We start from the raw sequence: 17662 nt of genomic DNA, 5'->3' as shown, positions 1-17662 counted from the left end.
TATCTAATATATTAGGTGTTTTTAAGCTTTTAATTTATATTTTAGGCTTTGTTGATATGATAGTTGCGTAATCACATATGAGCAAGTTTTTAGAATTTCATTCTTTCTATAGTAAATATTGCGTTAAGAAGTTTTAATGTTTGAGCATAGCGAGTTTTAAAACTTTAGTAATATTTACAGAAGAAATAATAGAAATTCTTAACGTAGTGAATTAGTGATAAAGTGACTCTCATATTAATATTTTCATCTAACACAGCCTTATTTAAATCTCAAGAAGTTCAACAAATTTTTCTGTAGCTGTAGACATAGAAACACCTTTCTTAGTTGCAAATCCTATAATTCTTTTAGGGATGGGTTCTTGAAGTTTAATTTCATATAGTTTCTTTTCTTTTAATTCTTTTTCAATATAATTTTTAACTACACAAGCAGCTCCAAGACCTATTTGTGCAAATTCAACTAGAAGCTCTACTGTACTTAATTCTATTTCAGGGGACACAGATATCCCATTAGAGTTAAAATACTTGTCTAAAAAATCCCTAGAGTTACCGCCTTTTTCTAATAAAAGAATAGGAGTGTTATTAACTATTTCTGATAAGGATATAGTTTTTTCTGAAAGATATTTGTACTTTTCATTTACCACAAAACAATCTTGTAAATCTATTGTTTTAATAATATTAAGAGAATCTTTTTTATTAACATTCATGTTTAATATGCCTAAGTCTATTTTTCCACATTCTAATAATTCAATAATTCTATAGGAAGATTCATTTGTAACTTTAATTTTTATATTTGGGAATAGCTTATTATATTTTTCTAAGTATTTAAGAAGAAAGTGTTTGCATACTGCATCACAAGCAGCTATTCTTACTTCTCCAAAATTAAGGTTTTTAAGTTCATGAAATTTTCTCTCTCCATTTTGAATAATACCATAGCCTTGTTCTATATATTCAAACAATATCTTACCTTCTAAAGTAAGTGAAACACCCTTTGGAGTTCTATAAAATAACTGGCCACCGAGTTTTTCTTCTAATAATTTTATTGAATGACTAACAGCTGGCTGTGAAGTGAAAAGTTCCTTAGCTGCTTTAGATATACTTCCTAATTTTGCAGTTATATAAAATGTTCTATAAAGCTCAAGATTAATATACATATAAAATTTTAATATACCTCCTATATTAGATATTAATTTTACTTATGTTATTGCATTAATTATAATTACTTCAAGAAGCGTAGTCAATAAATAAAAGAATTGGAGGAGGCAGTGTGATATTTACATATTATTTACTATCATTAATAGCAGGATTTGCTTTAACGTTGCAAGTAGGGATAAATGGAGGGCTCCGTTTAAAATTAGAAAATCCCATACTTTCATCTCTTATTAGTTTTAGTGTAGGAGCTCTAGGGCTTTTAGTAGTTTTTATATTTTCATTATTAAATGGTTCTACTACATGTATTAACATTAACAATATTAAAAACATAAAATGGTGGATGCTTATGGGAGGATTACTTGGAGCATTTTATATACTTATGACTATATTAGTTCCTCCTAAAATTGGATTTGCTAATATGTTAAGTATCGTTATATGTGGACAAATAGTTCTGGCAGTTATTTTTGACCATTTTGGAATATTAGGAAATGAAATTCACTTAATAACTCCAATAAGAATAATAGGAGTTATGGTATTAGTTTTAGGTGTTTATATAATTCAGGCTAACTAATAGCTAGAATTATTAAATAGCAGTTTTATAAACTGCTTTATAGAAATATAACAAAAAGATAAATGGAGGTAATATTAATGAAAAGAATATGCGTATATTCAGGATCTAATTTAGGAGTACAATCAGAATATAAAGAAGTAGCTAAATTACTAGGTAAAGAATTAGCTAAAAATAATATTGAATTAGTTTATGGTGGCTCTCAAATAGGACTTATGGGAGAAGTAGCAAATGAGGTTTTAAAAAATAATGGAAAGGTAATAGGAGTTATGCCTAAAGGACTTTTTTCAGGTGAGATAGTTCATAATGCCTTAACAAAGCTTATTGAAGTTAATGATATGCATGAAAGAAAGCATACTATGTTTGAACTTTCGGATGGGTTTATAGCTCTTCCAGGAGGCTTAGGAACTTTTGAGGAGTTATTTGAAGTGCTTAGCTGGGCTCAAATTGGGATTCATAAGAAGCCTATTGGAATATTAAATATATCAAATTTCTTTGATAATCTTTTAAAAACACTTGAAAGTGCCTGTCAAGAAGGCTTTATGAAGGAGTCAAATATGAAACTTCTATCAATATCTAAAGATCCATCAATATTAATAGAAAGAATGGAAAACTATGTTCCACCTACTATGGAAAAGAAATGGAATCAAATAATATAAAATATAGCTCTTAGTAATTATTACTAAGAGCTATATTTTATATTTAAGGCTTTTTTGTATAGTAGTTAATATATACTTTATCTTTAATTTTAGTATTATCTAATTAGGTTTACAAGAAACTGCTAATGGTATAAAATTATATGAAAGTTGTTAATAGTATAAGATGAGGTGGTATTTAATGATATTTGGAAATATAGATGGTGTTAAAAAGTCTTATTTAGATGAACTTGAAAGACTTTATAAAGTAAAGGTTTTAAAAGATGAAGTTTGTAGCAGGGAAATAATAGAGATAATATCAAGATTGACATCTATTTTAGAAAGAGAAATTAGCGTTGCAGTAGATAGAAGAGGAAAGGTTGTTTCTGTTGCTATTGGTGATTCAACTTCAGTAGAAGTTGCTATGATAGATATAAGAGAAAAAAGATTATCTGGAGTTAGAATTATACATACGCATCCTAATGGTTTTTCAAATTTATCAGCCCTTGATTTATCAGCTCTTTTAAAGTTAAAGCTAGATGCAATAATGGCAATAGGAGTCCATGAGGGCAATATAATAGACTGTTCATTAGGAATGATTACAATAACTAATGATTTATTAGATTATGAAGAAAAATTAAATCTTTCAGTAGACCAAGTACTTTCAATTCATATATTAGATAAAATCCAACATATGGAAAGTATTATAAAAGAAAAAGAAATAGCAGAGGATGAAGGTGAAAAAGCTATCTTAGTTGGGTCAGACACTAAGGAAAGCTTAGAGGAACTTAGAGAACTTACAAAAGCTTGTGATATACCTGTATTAGATATGATGTATCAAAGTAGGAGTAAAATTGATCCAGCTTTTTATATAGGTAAAGGAAAAGTTTTAGAAATAGCAAGCTTAAGGCAAAGTAAGCGTGCAAATCTTATAATTTTTGATGATGAGCTTTCAGGGTCTCAAGTTAGAAATCTAGAATCTGCAATAGGAGCAAAAGTAATAGATAGAACAACTTTGATACTAGAAATATTTGCAAGAAGGGCAAGAAGCAAAGAGTCTAAAATTCAAGTTGAGCTTGCACAACTAAAGTACAGATTAGGTAGATTACAAGGTCTTGGAACTGTTTTATCAAGAACAGGTGGTGGAATAGGTACAAGAGGACCAGGAGAAAAGAAATTAGAAACAGATAGAAGACATATAAAAGAAACAATATATGATTTAAATGATGAGCTTAAAAAAATAAAGAAGATAAGAGAAGTTCAAAGGGAAAAAAGAAATAAAGAAAGTATTCCAAAGGTTTCTTTAGTTGGATATACAAATGCGGGAAAATCAACTCTTAGAAATAAGCTTTGTGATGTAGCTGCTCAAAAAGAAGTTCAAGGGAAAGAAAAAGTTTTTGAAGCAGATATGTTGTTTGCAACATTAGACATAACTACAAGATCTATCGTATTAAAAAACAAGGGCATAGTTACTATAACAGATACAGTAGGTTTTGTAAGAAAACTTCCGCATGATTTAGTTGAGGCTTTTAAATCAACTTTAGAAGAAGTTATTTATTCTGATTTATTATGTCATGTTGTAGATACAGCTTCAGATTATGCAATTGAACAAATAAAAGCTGTAGAAGAAGTACTAGAAGAGCTTGGAGCAAAAGAAAAAGAAACTATTATTGTTTTAAACAAAATAGATAAGGCTTCAGAAGAACAAATAGAGCAGGTTAAAGAGTCTTTATCTAACTATAAAATAATAGAAATATCTGCTAAAGAAGAGATAGGGTTAGATAATCTTTTAGATTTAATAGAAGAAAATTTACCATATAAAATGAAAAAATGTGAATATCTAATTCCTTACGATAGGAGTGATATAAATTCATATCTTCATAGAAATGGAAGAGTTTTAGAAGAAGATTATAAGGATAATGGAACCTTTATGATAGTTGAGGTAGATGATGAAGTTTACAACAAATCAAATGCTTTTATAATAAAGGTACTTTCTTAAGAATATACTGTAACAAGCAAGTTATGGAGATGATTAAGTGAATGGGATATTAGATGAAATTTCTATAGATTCATCAGCTAATGAAAATGATGTAGTTGCTGAGGAGGGTGAAGTAGCAAATGCAGGAAATGATATACAAAATAATGTAGATGCAAATGGAAATCCCGCTTCGCAAATACTAAATGATGAACAAGTTAATCCTTTAGATGAGAGAGTAGCAAGGATAACAGCATTATCAGCTGCAGTAAATAATATTCAAACAAATGTAGCATCACTACTTATAGGTGGAGAAGAAGAAAGAATTTTTTATGATAGAAAAGTTAGACCATTATTAGATGAAGTATATTTTTTATCCGCATCAGCAGAAGGTGTATCTATAGCAGCTCAAAATTTACAGTCTAACGCTTATGCAAAAAAAAGACAGATAAAATTATCAGTAGACTTAACTTATGAATTAATGAAGGAAGCTTATTGCATATTAGATACTTTAAAGAAAAGAAATGCTGTATATAGAAGAGTAGTTGAAGATGATATAGAAAGATGTGGAGGATTACCTAGCAACTATAAATCATGTTTTGATGCTTTAGATGAATATTACACTAATAATGAAAAAGATGAAGACTGTGATAAAGATTAGACTTTATTACAGTTTTTTTATATAATTGATTGTAATAATACAATAATATGTAAATAGGGGGATAAGGTGTGGCAAAAGCAATAATAGATTACCAAAATGCTTATAAAGAAATTACAGAAATTCTTATAAAAAATAAAAATATTTTAGCTATATTTGTATTTGGTAGCATGGTTACTGGTGACCTATGGGAAGAATCAGATATAGATTTATTTGCAATATACAAGGATGATTTTCAAGAAGTTAGAGATGTATATTCAGAAATTATGGGAATACCCATACATATAAAATTTCTAAGTAAAGAAGCTTTTAAAAAAGACTATTATGAATCAGGAAAAAGAGGTGTAGTAAGAAATTCATTATTATCATCAAAACTTATATATTCAATAGATTATGAAATATCTGAATTATACCAAAAAGTTTTATATACTATAGATTCGGATAAAGGAAGATGGAATTTAGTTTATTTAGGCAATCTTTTAAAGGAAATAGGAGTATGTAAGAAGTATTTAAGTACAGGAGGAAGCTATACGTCATATGAACTTCTTATAAGAGCTTTAGACAATTTTTCAAAGCTTTACTTAAGTATTAACGGATATTCTGTTAGCAAGGATTCATTAAATATGGCATGTAACTTAAATGATGAGTTAAATGAAAAAGTTAGAAATTTATTTTATATGGAAATGAATGATGAGAATATAAAAAGTGTACTAACCTATATAGAAACATATCTAGATTACAATATAGAAAAAGCTTCAAAAGAAATACTAGAATTTTTAAGAGAGAAAGATCGTCCTTTAAGTGCTTATGAGATTAAGAGTGATAAGTATTTTGTGAATTTTGATGTTAAAGTAGAAGATATTTTAAAAGTACTATGTAAAAATAGTATGGTAATTAAGAGTAAAAGAGAGTTTAGAGATTCTTATGGGAGTTTACTAGCAATGGAAAATGTTTATAGCTATAAAGATTAAATAAAGCTTTGGGGGAAATATGAAAGACATTTTTAATATATCGTTTGAAGAGGATATTCCTAAATATATACAAATAGCTAATTATATAAAAAAGTTAATAGATAACAAAGATATAAATGATGGAGAAAAATTACCTACTATAAGAGACTTGGCTAATAATTTAAGGGTGAACAATGTAACCATAGTAAATGCATATAAAAAGTTAAAAGGAGATGGATATGCATATCAAAAGGTTGGTTCAGGGACATATGCTAAAAGAAAAGAAATAATATCAATGTTTAGTAGAGAATATTCTAGGATATTTAAAAGCTTATTACCTAATGATTTAGAAAATATTATAGACTTTTCTGGAGAAACAAATACAGAAGTTTATTTTCCTATAAAAGAGTTTAAAAATGTAATAAATGAAGTATTAGATAGAGACGGAGCTAATGCCTTAATAATGAAAGAACCACTTGGCTATGAAAAGCTCAGAAGAACTATAAATAAGTCATTTTGGAATAATTCTTTAGATTTAAATAATATATTAATTGTTTCTGGTGCACAACAAGGAATAGATATAGCCTCTAAAGCAATAGTTAATATAAATGATAATGTTATAGTAGAAAGACCAACTTATGGCGGAGCTATTTCTGTATTTAAATGGAGAAGAGCTAATATATTTGAAGTAGAAATAAAAGAAGATGGAATAGACTTAGTAGCATTTGAAGAGATATTAAAGAAAAATAAAATTAGTTGTTTTTATACAATGAGTTATTTTCATAATCCTACAGGTATAAGCTATAGTCTTGAAAAAAAGTTAAGATTACTAGAATTAGCTAAAAAATATGACTTTTATATTATAGAAGATGATTACTTATCAGAACTTATATATGATAATAATATAATTCATGAACCTTTAAAAAAATTAGATAAATATGAAAGAGTAGTTTATATAAAGAGCTTCTCAAAAATATTTTTACCTGGGATAAGGCTTGGATACATGGTTATACCAGATTCATTTACAGAAAGTATGCAAACATCTAAGATTAATACAGATATTGCAACATCTAGTCTTATGCAAAGAGCATTAGAGCTATATATAAGAGAAGGGTATTGGAAAGAGCACATAGCTTATCAATGTAAAGAATATAAGTCAAAATATGAAATTATGAAAAATATAATTGAAAATGAATTATTAGATAAAGCAACATATATGGATCCTAAAGGGGGACTTTATTTTTATATAAAGTTGAAAGATAAAAATTTAACATCAAAGGAGCTTTTTTATAAGCTAAAGAAAAAAAATGTTTATATTACACCAGGAGTAATATTTTTCAAAGATTCAAATAGGGGAGATTATTTTTTTAGAATTAGTTTCTCACAAGTAAGCAAAGAAAAAATAGTAAAAGGGATAAAAATAATAAAGGAGGAGCTTAAATGAGTTACATTACTATAAGAGATTTTGGAGAAGATGAATTTATAGAAAAAAAGTCAGAGTTTATAGGTTATGCAAAGAGATGTGAAAGTGAAGAAGAAGCAAAAGCTTTTATAGCAGAAATTAAGAATAAACACAAGCAGGCTACTCATAATTGTTGGGCATATGTTATAGGAGAAAATATGGTGGTTCAGAGATATAGTGATGATGGAGAGCCACAAGGAACAGCTGGAATACCAATATTAGAAGTAATGAAAAAAAGTAATGTAACAGACTGTGCAATTGTAGTAACAAGATATTACGGTGGCATTTTATTAGGGGCAGGTGGACTTACAAGAGCATATACAAAAGGTGCTTCTATTGCACTTAAAGCAGGTGGAGTAGTAGAAAAAGTACAAGGAATAAGATTATTGTTTAATATGGACTACGATATGTTAGGAAAGGTTCAATATATATGTAATGAAAATAATTGGTATATAGAGGATACTGAATATACAGATAAAGTTGTAGTTCATATATTAGCTGAAGTAGAATCATCTAAAAATATAGAAAATGAAATGATTGAGTTAACTAATGGTAAGATATCAGTAAATAAAAGAGATGAAGGAATTTATTTTAAGGAAGAAAATAGATTATATAAAATAATTTAAATTCTTTTATAGAAGAGCCAGTTCTCTATTTGAAGACTAGTTTTATTAACAATGAATATTTGTCATGATAATATAATTGTGTTATAATTCCAATATGTTTACAAAAATTTTTCGATAGATGTTGGGAGGAATAAAAATGTCAGGACATTCAAAATGGCATAATATACAAAACAAAAAAGGAAAAGCAGATGCTAAAAGAGGAAAGGTCTTTACAAAGTTAGGTAAAGAAATAGTTATTGCAGTTAAAAATGGTGGTCCTGTGCCCGACACTAACCCAAAATTAAGAGATGTAATTGCAAAAGCAAAGGCAGCAAACATGCCTAATGATACAATAACAAGATCTATAAAAAAAGCTTCAGGAGAACTTGCATCAGTAAATTATGAAAAAATAGTTTATGAAGGTTATGGTCCATCAGGAGTAGCTGTAATAGTTGAAACTTTAACAGATAATAAAAATAGATCAGCAGGAAATGTAAGAAGTGCCTTTACAAAAGGTGGTGGTAACATGGGAGCAACAGGATGTGTTAGCTTTATGTTCCAAGAAAAAGGTGAAATTGTTATTGAAAGAGAAGATAAAGATGAAGATGAGGTAATGATGTTAGCTTTAGATGCTGGTGCAGAAGATTTCGCAGCAGAAGAGGAAGTGTTTATCGTTACTACTACACCAGAAGATTTTAGTACAGTGATGGAAGCATTAGAAGCAGAAGGATTAGAATTCTTAGAAGCAGAAGTTAAAATGATACCAGATACATATACTGCTATAAATGAAGATGATGCTAAGAAGTTCCAAAAGATGTTAAACCTTCTTGATGATGACGATGATGTTACAGATGTTTATCATAATGCTGAATTCCCTGAAGGATGGGAAGAATAGAAGAATATTAAGGCTTCAGGTAAGTATATGTAGTTTACTAAAGTATGATGTACGTATTTTTAAGTAAAGTTTTATGATATATGAATACTTTCTTATCAATTTAAATATTGGTAAGAAGGTATTTTTTTTACTCTATAGGAAATTATATTTTTTAAATTTGTAGATAAATTATTTATATAATATAAGTTATTAAAGTTAGTACTATACAGTAGAAAATAGAATAAAGTGCGTGTGCAAGATTTTACCTCAGGCAAGCTTCTAGCACTAAGTATTTTAACTTCAACTAACCAAATATAAAATTTGGAGTGTCATTTAAATGCACATGCGCGAAAAAAGTCGACGGCTTGGCAAGCTTGCCTTGGCGACTTTTTTATTATAAAACATTATTTACCAGAACACTTATTAATTAATATATGCATATATTTGCAGTATTTTATAAATATAAGCTAACTAGAAGGTGATATTTGATTATAGATGACTTTTTAATGGAATATGTATATAAATAACCGAATTGACAGTATATATTGATTTATATATAATTAATCATAAAAATCTTGGTTACTAATTGTAATTAAGGGATATATTGTATCCAAGAGGGAGTGGACTTTAATGAAATTAATGAAAAAAATTAAACCAGGAAGAATTATTGTATTGGGATTTTTAACTGTAATTTTACTAGGAGCTATATTATTAAAACTTCCAATATCAATAAATGATGGAGTTGAAGTTTCTTTTGTAGATGCTTTATTTACATCAACTAGTGCAGTTTGTGTAACTGGGTTAATAGCTGTGGATACAGCTGATACATTTACTGTATTTGGACGAACTGTTGTAGCTTTATTAATACAAATAGGAGGTCTTGGGGTTACATCTGTTGGCGTTGGATTTATTTTACTAATGGGGAAAAAGGTTAGTATAAAAGAAAGAACTCTTATAAAGGAGGCTATGAATTTAGATTCAATGAAAGGACTTGTAAAATTAGTCAAGTCAGTTTTAATGATGACGTTGATATTTGAAACTATTGGAGCAATATTAAGTTATATAGTATTTTCAAAGGATTATTCACCAATGGATGCCTTAGGTATTAGTGTATTTCACTCAATCGCGGCATTTAATAATTCAGGGTTTGATATACTAGGAGGGTTAAGAAACTTAATACCTTATCAAAATAATGTACTGTTAAATTTAACTACTTGCGGATTAATTATATTTGGTGGATTAGGATTTTTAGTAATTAAAGAGATAATTCTAAAGAAGTCTTTTAAGAAGTTTAGTTTACATACAAAAGTAGTTCTTACTATGACAGGAATATTATTATTAGGGGGAACTATACTTTTAAAACTTACAGAAGATATATCATGGCTTGGAGCATTCTTCTTTAGTACATCTGCTAGAACAGCTGGATTTAGCACTTATTCATTAGGAAACTTTACAAATGCAGCATTATTTGTATTAGTTGTTTTAATGTTTATAGGAGCATCCCCAGGATCAACTGGAGGAGGAATAAAGACAACTACTTTTTTTACGTTATGTAGAAGTATTTATAGTACATCTACCAATAAACATTGCACTGCATTTAAAAGAAAAATTCCTACTAATATAGTGTTTAAAGCTTTTAATATTACTTTGCTAGCTATGTTTGTTGTATGTATGGGAACATTTATATTAAGTATATTAGAGCCTAATTATACTTTTATGCAATTATTATTTGAGGTAACCAGTGCTTTTGGCACTGTAGGATTATCAACAGGAATAACTCCTGATCTTACTGATTTAAGTAAGATTATTATTTCATTAATTATGTTTATAGGAAGATTAGGACCGATGACAATAGCAACTATTTGGTCTTTTAGGGAAGCATCAAATGCTTATTTTTCAGAAGAAGCAGTTATAATAGGATAGGAGAGAGAAATATATGTTTAATCATAGGTTTGTAGTAGAGTTTGGGATAATTGGTATAGGAAGATTTGGATTTGCACTTGCAAGAACATTAATAGAAGCTGGAAAGGAAGTCATAGTTTTAGATAGTGATGAAAATAAGATAAAACAAATTAGATCACTTACAGAAAATGCATTTGTAGTTAATAATCTAGATAAAGAAACTTTAGAAGAGACGGGTATTCAAAATTGCGAAACTGTATTTGTATGTATAGGTGAAAAGATAGATGTAAGTATATTAACTACGTTAAATGTTATTAATATGGGTGTAAATAGAGTTATTTCTAAAGCGACAACTTATGAGCAAGGTTGTGTTTTAAGGAAAATAGGTGCTGAAGTTGTATATCCAGAAAATGATATGGCTATAAGAATTGCAAATAGATTGTTAAATGAGGAAGCCTTAGAGTTTATTGAATTAAATAATGATATTCATATAGAGGAATTAAAAGTAACCTCTAAGATAGATGGAAAGACAATACTAAAATCTAAAATACGTAATGATTTTAACTTGAATATTATAGCTTTAGAAAGAGGCGAAGAAACTATAATAGAAGTTGATCCAAATTATATTTTAAGAGAAAATGATTTAATTGTAGTTATAGGAAAGAAAAATAATATAAGAAATTTTGAAGAATATTTAAATAGTAAATAATCAAAATAATAAGGTCTATTTTTATGGACCTTATTATTTTTAAAATATAATAAAAAAGAGTGACTTGCCCAAATCACTCTCCACAAATATATTGTGTATTGTTTTTTCACTCCCCTTGGAAGATACTAAAACGTATTTTTATGATATCAATATATTGTGTATCTTTCAATAGGATTTTAATTTTAAATTATGAAAAAAGTATATATATTATAATTTATAGTATATTAAGTTATATTTTGGAACATTACAAAAATATTAAGTATTCCATATCCCCACTGAGGGTTTGGATATACGTCTCCAGGTCTTTGAGTTACCCCTCTAGCTAAATAAGCTTTTATAGTTTGTGCATACATATTTGGGTTATTACCTTGAACATCACCCCATTCAAATAGCATTGAACATGCTCCAGAAACTATTGCAGCAGCTACACTAGTACCATTTACAATAGCTGTTTTATTGTTAGGAGCAACTGTAAGGGCGTTTACTCCACCAGCAGCAACATCTATAACACCTGCATAATTAGTATTAAAGGCCATACCAGAATAATTTAATATATTATTATTATTTTGATTGTATGCAGCAGCAGTTACTAGAACTGTAGCGTTCCCAGGACTAGTAATAGTACCATAAGGATCTTCAGGAATAAAATGAGTACCACCAACAGATATACCTTGTTGAGGAATCCATGCATTAAAGACTCCATCTAAAATAAGATCTCCAATTACTCTAAATATCCATATACCAGGTTGTAGCTTAGAAAAACGAACTCTTATTAATTGAGAACCTGAGCTTTCTTCAGGGATATAGTAATTAACTTTCAATTCTGTTTTTTCAAATAGGAAAGTATAAGTTGTAGTTGTATTTATTAAGTGATTTATTATACCAGTGTTTTCTCCAGAAGGAGATATAATGTCAAGGGATATTATATTAGGAGGTTCAGTCCAAATTTCAACTATTATATTTTCTTGTTCTGGAGATACATCTAATTCTATTGTTCTAGTGGGTTCACTAGTGGAAAGCACTCCAGAAGCATGGCCGCCAGAAGCACGTTCATTACCAGTTCCACTAACAACAACTATGCCACTAATTAGACAAATGCTATCTATATATTTTGATAATAAATCATTACCTTTATGACTTCCTAAGCTAGTCCCAAGAGGGAAATATATGACCATAGGAAAAGAAGACATTAATTGATACTTAGATAAAAAATTTAATGCAAAAAAAACTGATGTTACATTAAAAGTAGGTATCTTTATATTAAATTGCTTTTGAAATCCGTAGTCTTCAATGAGTTTAACTACAACGAATTTACAATTAGGTACAACTCCTCTTAATAGAGGGTTTTTACCAGTAGATCCAATTATTCCAGTCATTTCAGTTCCATGACCAATTTCATCTTTACTAGGAACTATGCTATAAGGATCTCCGCCTGATTTAGATAAATTTATTGCTTCTTGTATATCTTCTTTAGAATAAGTTACTCCAAATGGAACCTTAATACGATTAGGTCTATCAATAAAATCAAGAGTTTGATCCCAAATATATTCGATTCTAGTATTGCCCTCATAATCCATAAATTCTTCATTTAAATAGTCTATTCCAGTATCTATAATTGCCACAAGGGTGTTTCTGCCAGTTAAGTTCAAAGGAAGATTTAGTTGTAAAAAGCTTGCTTGGGATGCCTCCAGTGGAGATATTTCTTGGAGTGTATACATATCATAAGGTTTAATAGCTACAATAGTACTAAAATAAGGAAGCTCTGATATCTCTTGAACCTCTTCAGGCAAAGAAATTATAGCATATCTATCATTAATAATGTTTACATAATAAGTAGGATAATTTAAAAATTCCTTTTCAATATCACCCTGATATTGAACAACATAATGAGAATAAGTTGGATCTTTAAAAATATTTTCTTTAATTGGTGGATTTCTATTCATCTAAAACCTCCAGCATATTTCTAGGAATTCTTACAACTAATTTATTAATATTAAACTCTATAAATTCATTTTTAAAGTCAATACTTCTATTTGAATTATTTAAAGAATTTCTTACATTACTATATATTCCTCCTATAACATTAAATGTACCAAGTAAGTTAAATTCACCATAACCTGTTTCTCTATTTGGAAATTTATAAATTTCGTTTCTAGTAGCACCATAGAGCAAATAACTTCGAATTTTTATAGAATACATAGTTGGGTCATTTCTTTTTACAACTCCCCATTCTAAAAGAAGAGCACAAGCACCAGCAACTATAGAAGAAGCAGCAGAACTACCAGATAGTGTAGTAACTTTTCCAGAAGTATCTATAGTTAAAACATTAATTCCTATTGTAGCTACATCAGGATTTATTAAACCATTAGTATTAAATCCTTTACCAGAAGAAGCGACAATAGAATTGTTAGGTCCTAAGTATGCTACAGTAACAACACCTCTAGCTGTAGCCGGAACGGTAACAGTACTAAATGGATTGGGATTTAAAAATACTAAACCTTCTGGTATTGTATTATGTGAAGGTAACCATATATGGTAGCTTCCATCTATAATATAAAATCCTATTAATTCTATTCTCCATATTCCTGAACGTATATCTCGAAATGTTACGTTTATAACTTCATGTCCAGTAAAATTTTCTGGAGTAAAGTATCTAATGGTAACTTCTGTATTTGTAAATACAAATTTATATGTTTCAATTTTATTAGTTTTTGGTTTTATTATTTTAGTAGATTCACCGCTAGGTGATACTATATTTATAGATGCGCTATTAGGAATTCGAATCCATATATTAAAAGTAAGACGCTTTAAATCTCTTGGTACATTTAGTTCTTGAACAGAAACATCTCCTACATGTGTCATGTTTCCAGAAACGTGACCTTGTGCAGCACCTTCGTTACCTACTCCAGAAACTAAGCATATACCTCTTAAATTTCCAAATTGAGCTAAATATCTAGATACTAAGCTACCACCGTCATGAGCACCTTCTGAAGAGGAAACTCCAAGATACATAACCATAGGTCTATTTAATCTAAAAAATTCATTTTTTAAGAACTCTAATGCAGATACAAGTTCAGAAATATTATAAACAGGAGGAGGAACTAAACCATTTTCACGTATTATTTTTTTTAAGTTTGAAGATTCAAAAAGTTTTACCACAACAAAATCACAGTCATGTGCAACTCCTTGAATTTCACTGGTATAGCCTCTAGCACCAATTATTCCAGCAACTTTTGTTCCATGGCCAACTTCATCTTTTGAAGGGACAATAGCATAGGGGTCTTGGTTATTTTTAGAAGCCAGTATTGCAGAATTAATTTCTTCGTTAGAATATCTTTGCCCTATATATAAATCATTATTTGGCTTAGAGAATTCAGGGTGTTCATATTCATTTATACTTTGATCCCAAATGCTAAGTATTCTAGATGTACCATCTTCTCTAATAAACTCAGGATTTAAATAGTCTATTCCTGTATCAATAATTCCAACTATAACACCTTTACCTGTTAAATCTAAATAAGGATTTATCTTTATATTATTTATGTTATCAGCATAGGAAGGTGAAATATCCTGCAAAACTGCCCCAGAACGGAAATCAACATAAACTATAGATGGTACATCTTTTCTTAATCTACTTAAATCATTTTCATTAACTGCAATTACTCCAATTGTATTTGTAATGATAGCACCACAAGCATAAGATACTTTATCTATTTCTTCTTTAAAATTTCCGCGATATTGGATTAAGTAATTTCCTGCATTAGGATCATAAAATAAACTACATTGTTTTCTACTATTCATATATAGACTCCTAAAATATAATTATTGACCTTATATAATATGTATTATATAAGGTCAATAATTATAACCTAGTAACCATTTTAAATAATAAAAATTAAAAATAGTATTAAATAGATATATATGATCTATACTATATTTAAAGATTTAAATTGCTTTGCAGAAAAATTATTATAAGATAACATAGGTTTAGCATGGAGGAAAAATGAAAAAGTTATTTATATTTAGTAGTATAATTTTAATAATTTTAATAACAGGTACTAATAAAATTAGAGCTATAGAGCTAGAGAAAGCTCCTATAAAAATAGGCGTATTATTATACAGAGAGGATGATTACTATATTTCTTCATTAAAAAATGATTTATTAAAAATAGAAAATGAAAATAAGGATAAGATAGACTTTATATTTTATGATGGAAAAGGAAATCAAGAATTACAAGATCAACAAATAGATGAAGTTATAAACGAGAAGGTAGACCTTATATTATTAGATCTAGTAGATTTAAAAAAATCATGTTTACCAGTAAATAAAGCAAAAGAAAATAATATACCTATAATATTTTTTCATAGGGAACCTTCTTCAATGGATTGTATTAAATCCTATGGAAAATCTTTATATATAGGAACAGAAGCTTGTGACTCAGGAAATATACAAGGACAAATGATAATTGATGAATGGAAAAATAAAAATATAATAGATAGAAATTATGATAACATTATAGACTATGTTTTATTAAAGGGAGAAAAAGACAATTTAGATGCACAAGCTAGAAGTAGTTGTGTTATAAAAACAATTAAAGAAAGTGGACTAAGAACTAATGAAATTGCATCAGAATATTGCAATTGGGAAAAAGAATGTGCAAGAATTAAAATGAAAGAATTAGTTTCAAGATATGGAGATACCATAGAACTGATAATTTCTAATAACGATGAAATGGCAATAGGAGCTATTATGGCTCTTCAGGAAATGGGCTATAATAAGGAAGGTTCTAAAAAGCATATTTCAGTTGTAGGTATAGATGGAACAAAGGAAGCAAAAGATCTAATACAAAGTGGAGCTATGACAGGTACAGTTATACAAGATTCTGAAGGTATGGCAAAAGCACTTTATACAATAGGAATGAATTTAGTTCAAGGAAAAGAACCATTAAAGGATACAGAATATAAATTTGATGAAACAGGAGCAAGAGTTATGATACCTTATGGTAATTACATAACAAAAAATTTATTAAAATCATAAATAAAAAATAATAAGATTAAAAAAATTATATTATAAATTAATTTATAGTTAAAGTAAATTTCAAGGTAATATATAGGGAGGATAAAATGAAGAAGATAGTACTATTAAGTAGCATTATTATAGTTATGATTATTGGAATATATAGTACCAATACAAATGCTGATATTATTAATAAAGGCCCTATAAAAGTAGGTGTATTAATATATAAAGAAGATGACTATTTTATTTCTTTAGTAAGAGATGAGTTGTTAAAAATAGAAAATGATAATAAGGATATAGTAGATTTTATATTTTATGATGGAAAATCAAATCAAGAAGTACAAAATAAGCAAATTGATGAGGCTATAAATAATAAAGTAGATCTTATATTAGTAAATCTTGTAGATATAAATCAATCAGATACTGTAATAAATAAAGCAAAAGAAAATAACCTACCCATAATACTTTTTAGTGGGGAACCATTATCATTAAATGGGATTAAATCTTATGGTAAATCTTTATATATAGGAACGGAAGGTTGTGAATCAGGGAATTTACAAGGAGAAATGATAGTAAAAGAATGGAATAATAGAAATATAATAGATAGAAATGAAGATAATAAAATACAATATGTGTTATTACAGGGAGAAAAAAATGATTTAGAAGCACAAGATAGAAGTAAATGTGTTATAAGAACAATAAATCAAAAAGGGATTCAATCTAGTCAAATAGCATCAGAGTTTTGTAATTGGGATAAAGAGTGTGCAAGAATTAGAGTAGAATCATTATTTTTGGGATATGGAGATACCATAGAATTAATAATTTCTAACAATGATGAAATGGCAATAGGAGCTATTATGGCCCTTCAGGAAAAAGGATATAATATGGGAGATCCTAATAAATATATTCCAGTTGTAGGCATAGATGGTATAGATGAAGCAAAAAAATTAATAGAAAATGGACTTATGACAGGAACTGTAATACAAGATGCAGAGGGAATGGCTGAAGCTCTTTATAGAATAGGAATGAATTTAGCGCAAAACAAGAAACCACTAAGTGATACAGATTATAAATTTGATTCAACAGGTGTAGCCATTAGAATACCATATAAGGGTTACATAATAAGAAATTCACCAAATCTATAAATTTTATCTTTAAC

15 protein-coding genes are annotated in these 17662 nt (G+C 28.3%); 12 read left to right on the top strand and 3 right to left on the bottom strand.

Translation table 11 applies throughout. The features are described 5' to 3' along the window. Positions 1-262 precede the first annotated feature (262 nt). Complete coding sequence (locus ACH36K_RS13450) at positions 263-1150, bottom strand: LysR family transcriptional regulator (RefSeq protein WP_411168125.1); 888 nt, start codon at positions 1148-1150, stop codon at positions 263-265. A gap of 113 nt (positions 1151-1263) precedes the next feature. On the opposite strand from ACH36K_RS13450, the gene ACH36K_RS13445 reads away from it, so the two are divergent. The 10 genes from ACH36K_RS13445 to ACH36K_RS13400 all read left to right on the top strand — a co-directional run bounded on the left by ACH36K_RS13445 (position 1264) and on the right by ACH36K_RS13400 (position 11486). After that, complete coding sequence (locus tag ACH36K_RS13445) at positions 1264-1719, top strand: DMT family transporter (RefSeq protein ID WP_411168124.1); 456 nt, start codon at positions 1264-1266, stop codon at positions 1717-1719. Between the two features lie 77 nt (positions 1720-1796). Continuing rightward, on the top strand, positions 1797-2375 hold the full coding sequence (locus ACH36K_RS13440) for a TIGR00730 family Rossman fold protein (RefSeq protein WP_411168123.1): 579 nt from the start codon (positions 1797-1799) through the stop codon (positions 2373-2375). Between the two features lie 178 nt (positions 2376-2553). Then, positions 2554-4350: a GTPase HflX gene (gene hflX / locus ACH36K_RS13435; protein WP_411168122.1), complete on the top strand. Its 1797-nt coding sequence runs from the start codon at positions 2554-2556 to the stop codon at positions 4348-4350. A gap of 37 nt (positions 4351-4387) precedes the next feature. Continuing rightward, positions 4388-4987: a hypothetical protein gene (locus tag ACH36K_RS13430; protein WP_411168121.1), complete on the top strand. Its 600-nt coding sequence runs from the start codon at positions 4388-4390 to the stop codon at positions 4985-4987. Between the two features lie 68 nt (positions 4988-5055). After that, positions 5056-5955 carry a nucleotidyltransferase domain-containing protein gene (locus ACH36K_RS13425; protein ID WP_411168120.1) on the top strand — a complete coding sequence of 300 codons (900 nt, stop codon included), beginning with the start codon at positions 5056-5058 and terminating at the stop codon, positions 5953-5955. A 19-nt stretch (positions 5956-5974) separates the two neighbouring features. Then, the gene (locus ACH36K_RS13420) at positions 5975-7378 is read left to right on the top strand and encodes a PLP-dependent aminotransferase family protein (protein ID WP_411168119.1); all 1404 of its coding nucleotides are present in this window, start codon (positions 5975-5977) and stop codon (positions 7376-7378) included. Continuing rightward, complete coding sequence (locus ACH36K_RS13415) at positions 7375-8022, top strand: YigZ family protein (protein WP_411168118.1); 648 nt, start codon at positions 7375-7377, stop codon at positions 8020-8022. Before ACH36K_RS13420 ends, ACH36K_RS13415 begins: the two co-directional genes overlap by 4 nt. Before the next feature lie 136 nt (positions 8023-8158). Next, a complete protein-coding gene (locus tag ACH36K_RS13410) occupies positions 8159-8896 on the top strand; it encodes a YebC/PmpR family DNA-binding transcriptional regulator (protein WP_411168117.1) in 738 nt (245 codons plus the stop codon). A 609-nt stretch (positions 8897-9505) separates the two neighbouring features. Beyond that, positions 9506-10798 carry a TrkH family potassium uptake protein gene (locus tag ACH36K_RS13405; protein ID WP_411168116.1) on the top strand — a complete coding sequence of 431 codons (1293 nt, stop codon included), beginning with the start codon at positions 9506-9508 and terminating at the stop codon, positions 10796-10798. Positions 10799-10811: 13 nt separating this feature from the next. After that, positions 10812-11486, top strand: coding sequence for a potassium channel family protein (locus ACH36K_RS13400; protein ID WP_411168115.1), 675 nt, complete (start codon positions 10812-10814; stop codon positions 11484-11486). A 224-nt stretch (positions 11487-11710) separates the two neighbouring features. Here ACH36K_RS13400 and ACH36K_RS13395 read toward each other — a convergent pair whose 3' ends face one another. Further along, positions 11711-13429, bottom strand: coding sequence for a S8 family peptidase (locus ACH36K_RS13395; protein WP_411168114.1), 1719 nt, complete (start codon positions 13427-13429; stop codon positions 11711-11713). Beyond that, positions 13422-15287: a S8 family peptidase gene (locus tag ACH36K_RS13390; RefSeq protein WP_411168113.1), complete on the bottom strand. Its 1866-nt coding sequence runs from the start codon at positions 15285-15287 to the stop codon at positions 13422-13424. The genes ACH36K_RS13395 and ACH36K_RS13390 overlap by 8 nt, the downstream gene beginning before the upstream one ends. Positions 15288-15489: 202 nt before the next feature. Here ACH36K_RS13390 and ACH36K_RS13385 point away from each other — a divergent pair, with 202 nt between their 5' ends. Together ACH36K_RS13385 and ACH36K_RS13380 are read left to right on the top strand one after the other, a co-directional pair. Beyond that, on the top strand, positions 15490-16524 hold the full coding sequence (locus ACH36K_RS13385) for a galactose ABC transporter substrate-binding protein (protein WP_411168112.1): 1035 nt from the start codon (positions 15490-15492) through the stop codon (positions 16522-16524). 86 nt (positions 16525-16610) lie between these two features. After that, the gene (locus tag ACH36K_RS13380; RefSeq protein ID WP_411168111.1) at positions 16611-17648 is read left to right on the top strand and encodes a galactose ABC transporter substrate-binding protein; all 1038 of its coding nucleotides are present in this window, start codon (positions 16611-16613) and stop codon (positions 17646-17648) included. The last annotated feature ends 14 nt before the right edge of the window (positions 17649-17662 follow it).

It is taken from the genome of Clostridium sp. MB05 (assembly GCF_046581255.1).
Taxonomy (GTDB): domain Bacteria; phylum Bacillota; class Clostridia; order Clostridiales; family Clostridiaceae; genus Clostridium.
This window is presented reverse-complemented; position numbering and strand designations above follow the sequence as displayed.

Bases quoted from the DNA above. Each gene is read 5' to 3' on its own strand.
- ACH36K_RS13410 (WP_411168117.1), top strand. From the start codon at position 8,159: ATGTCAGGACATTCAAAATGGCATAATATACAAAACAAAAAAGGAAAA.
- ACH36K_RS13395 (WP_411168114.1), bottom strand. From the start codon at position 13,429: ATGAATAGAAATCCACCAATTAAAGAAAATATTTTTAAAGATCCAACT.
- ACH36K_RS13380 (WP_411168111.1), top strand. From the start codon at position 16,611: ATGAAGAAGATAGTACTATTAAGTAGCATTATTATAGTTATGATTATT.
- ACH36K_RS13390 (WP_411168113.1), bottom strand. From the start codon at position 15,287: ATGAATAGTAGAAAACAATGTAGTTTATTTTATGATCCTAATGCAGGA.
- ACH36K_RS13450 (WP_411168125.1), bottom strand. From the start codon at position 1,150: ATGTATATTAATCTTGAGCTTTATAGAACATTTTATATAACTGCAAAA.
- ACH36K_RS13405 (WP_411168116.1), top strand. From the start codon at position 9,506: ATGAAATTAATGAAAAAAATTAAACCAGGAAGAATTATTGTATTGGGA.
- ACH36K_RS13420 (WP_411168119.1), top strand. From the start codon at position 5,975: ATGAAAGACATTTTTAATATATCGTTTGAAGAGGATATTCCTAAATAT.
- ACH36K_RS13385 (WP_411168112.1), top strand. From the start codon at position 15,490: ATGAAAAAGTTATTTATATTTAGTAGTATAATTTTAATAATTTTAATA.
- ACH36K_RS13400 (WP_411168115.1), top strand. From the start codon at position 10,812: ATGTTTAATCATAGGTTTGTAGTAGAGTTTGGGATAATTGGTATAGGA.
- hflX (WP_411168122.1), top strand. From the start codon at position 2,554: ATGATATTTGGAAATATAGATGGTGTTAAAAAGTCTTATTTAGATGAA.
- ACH36K_RS13440 (WP_411168123.1), top strand. From the start codon at position 1,797: ATGAAAAGAATATGCGTATATTCAGGATCTAATTTAGGAGTACAATCA.
- ACH36K_RS13415 (WP_411168118.1), top strand. From the start codon at position 7,375: ATGAGTTACATTACTATAAGAGATTTTGGAGAAGATGAATTTATAGAA.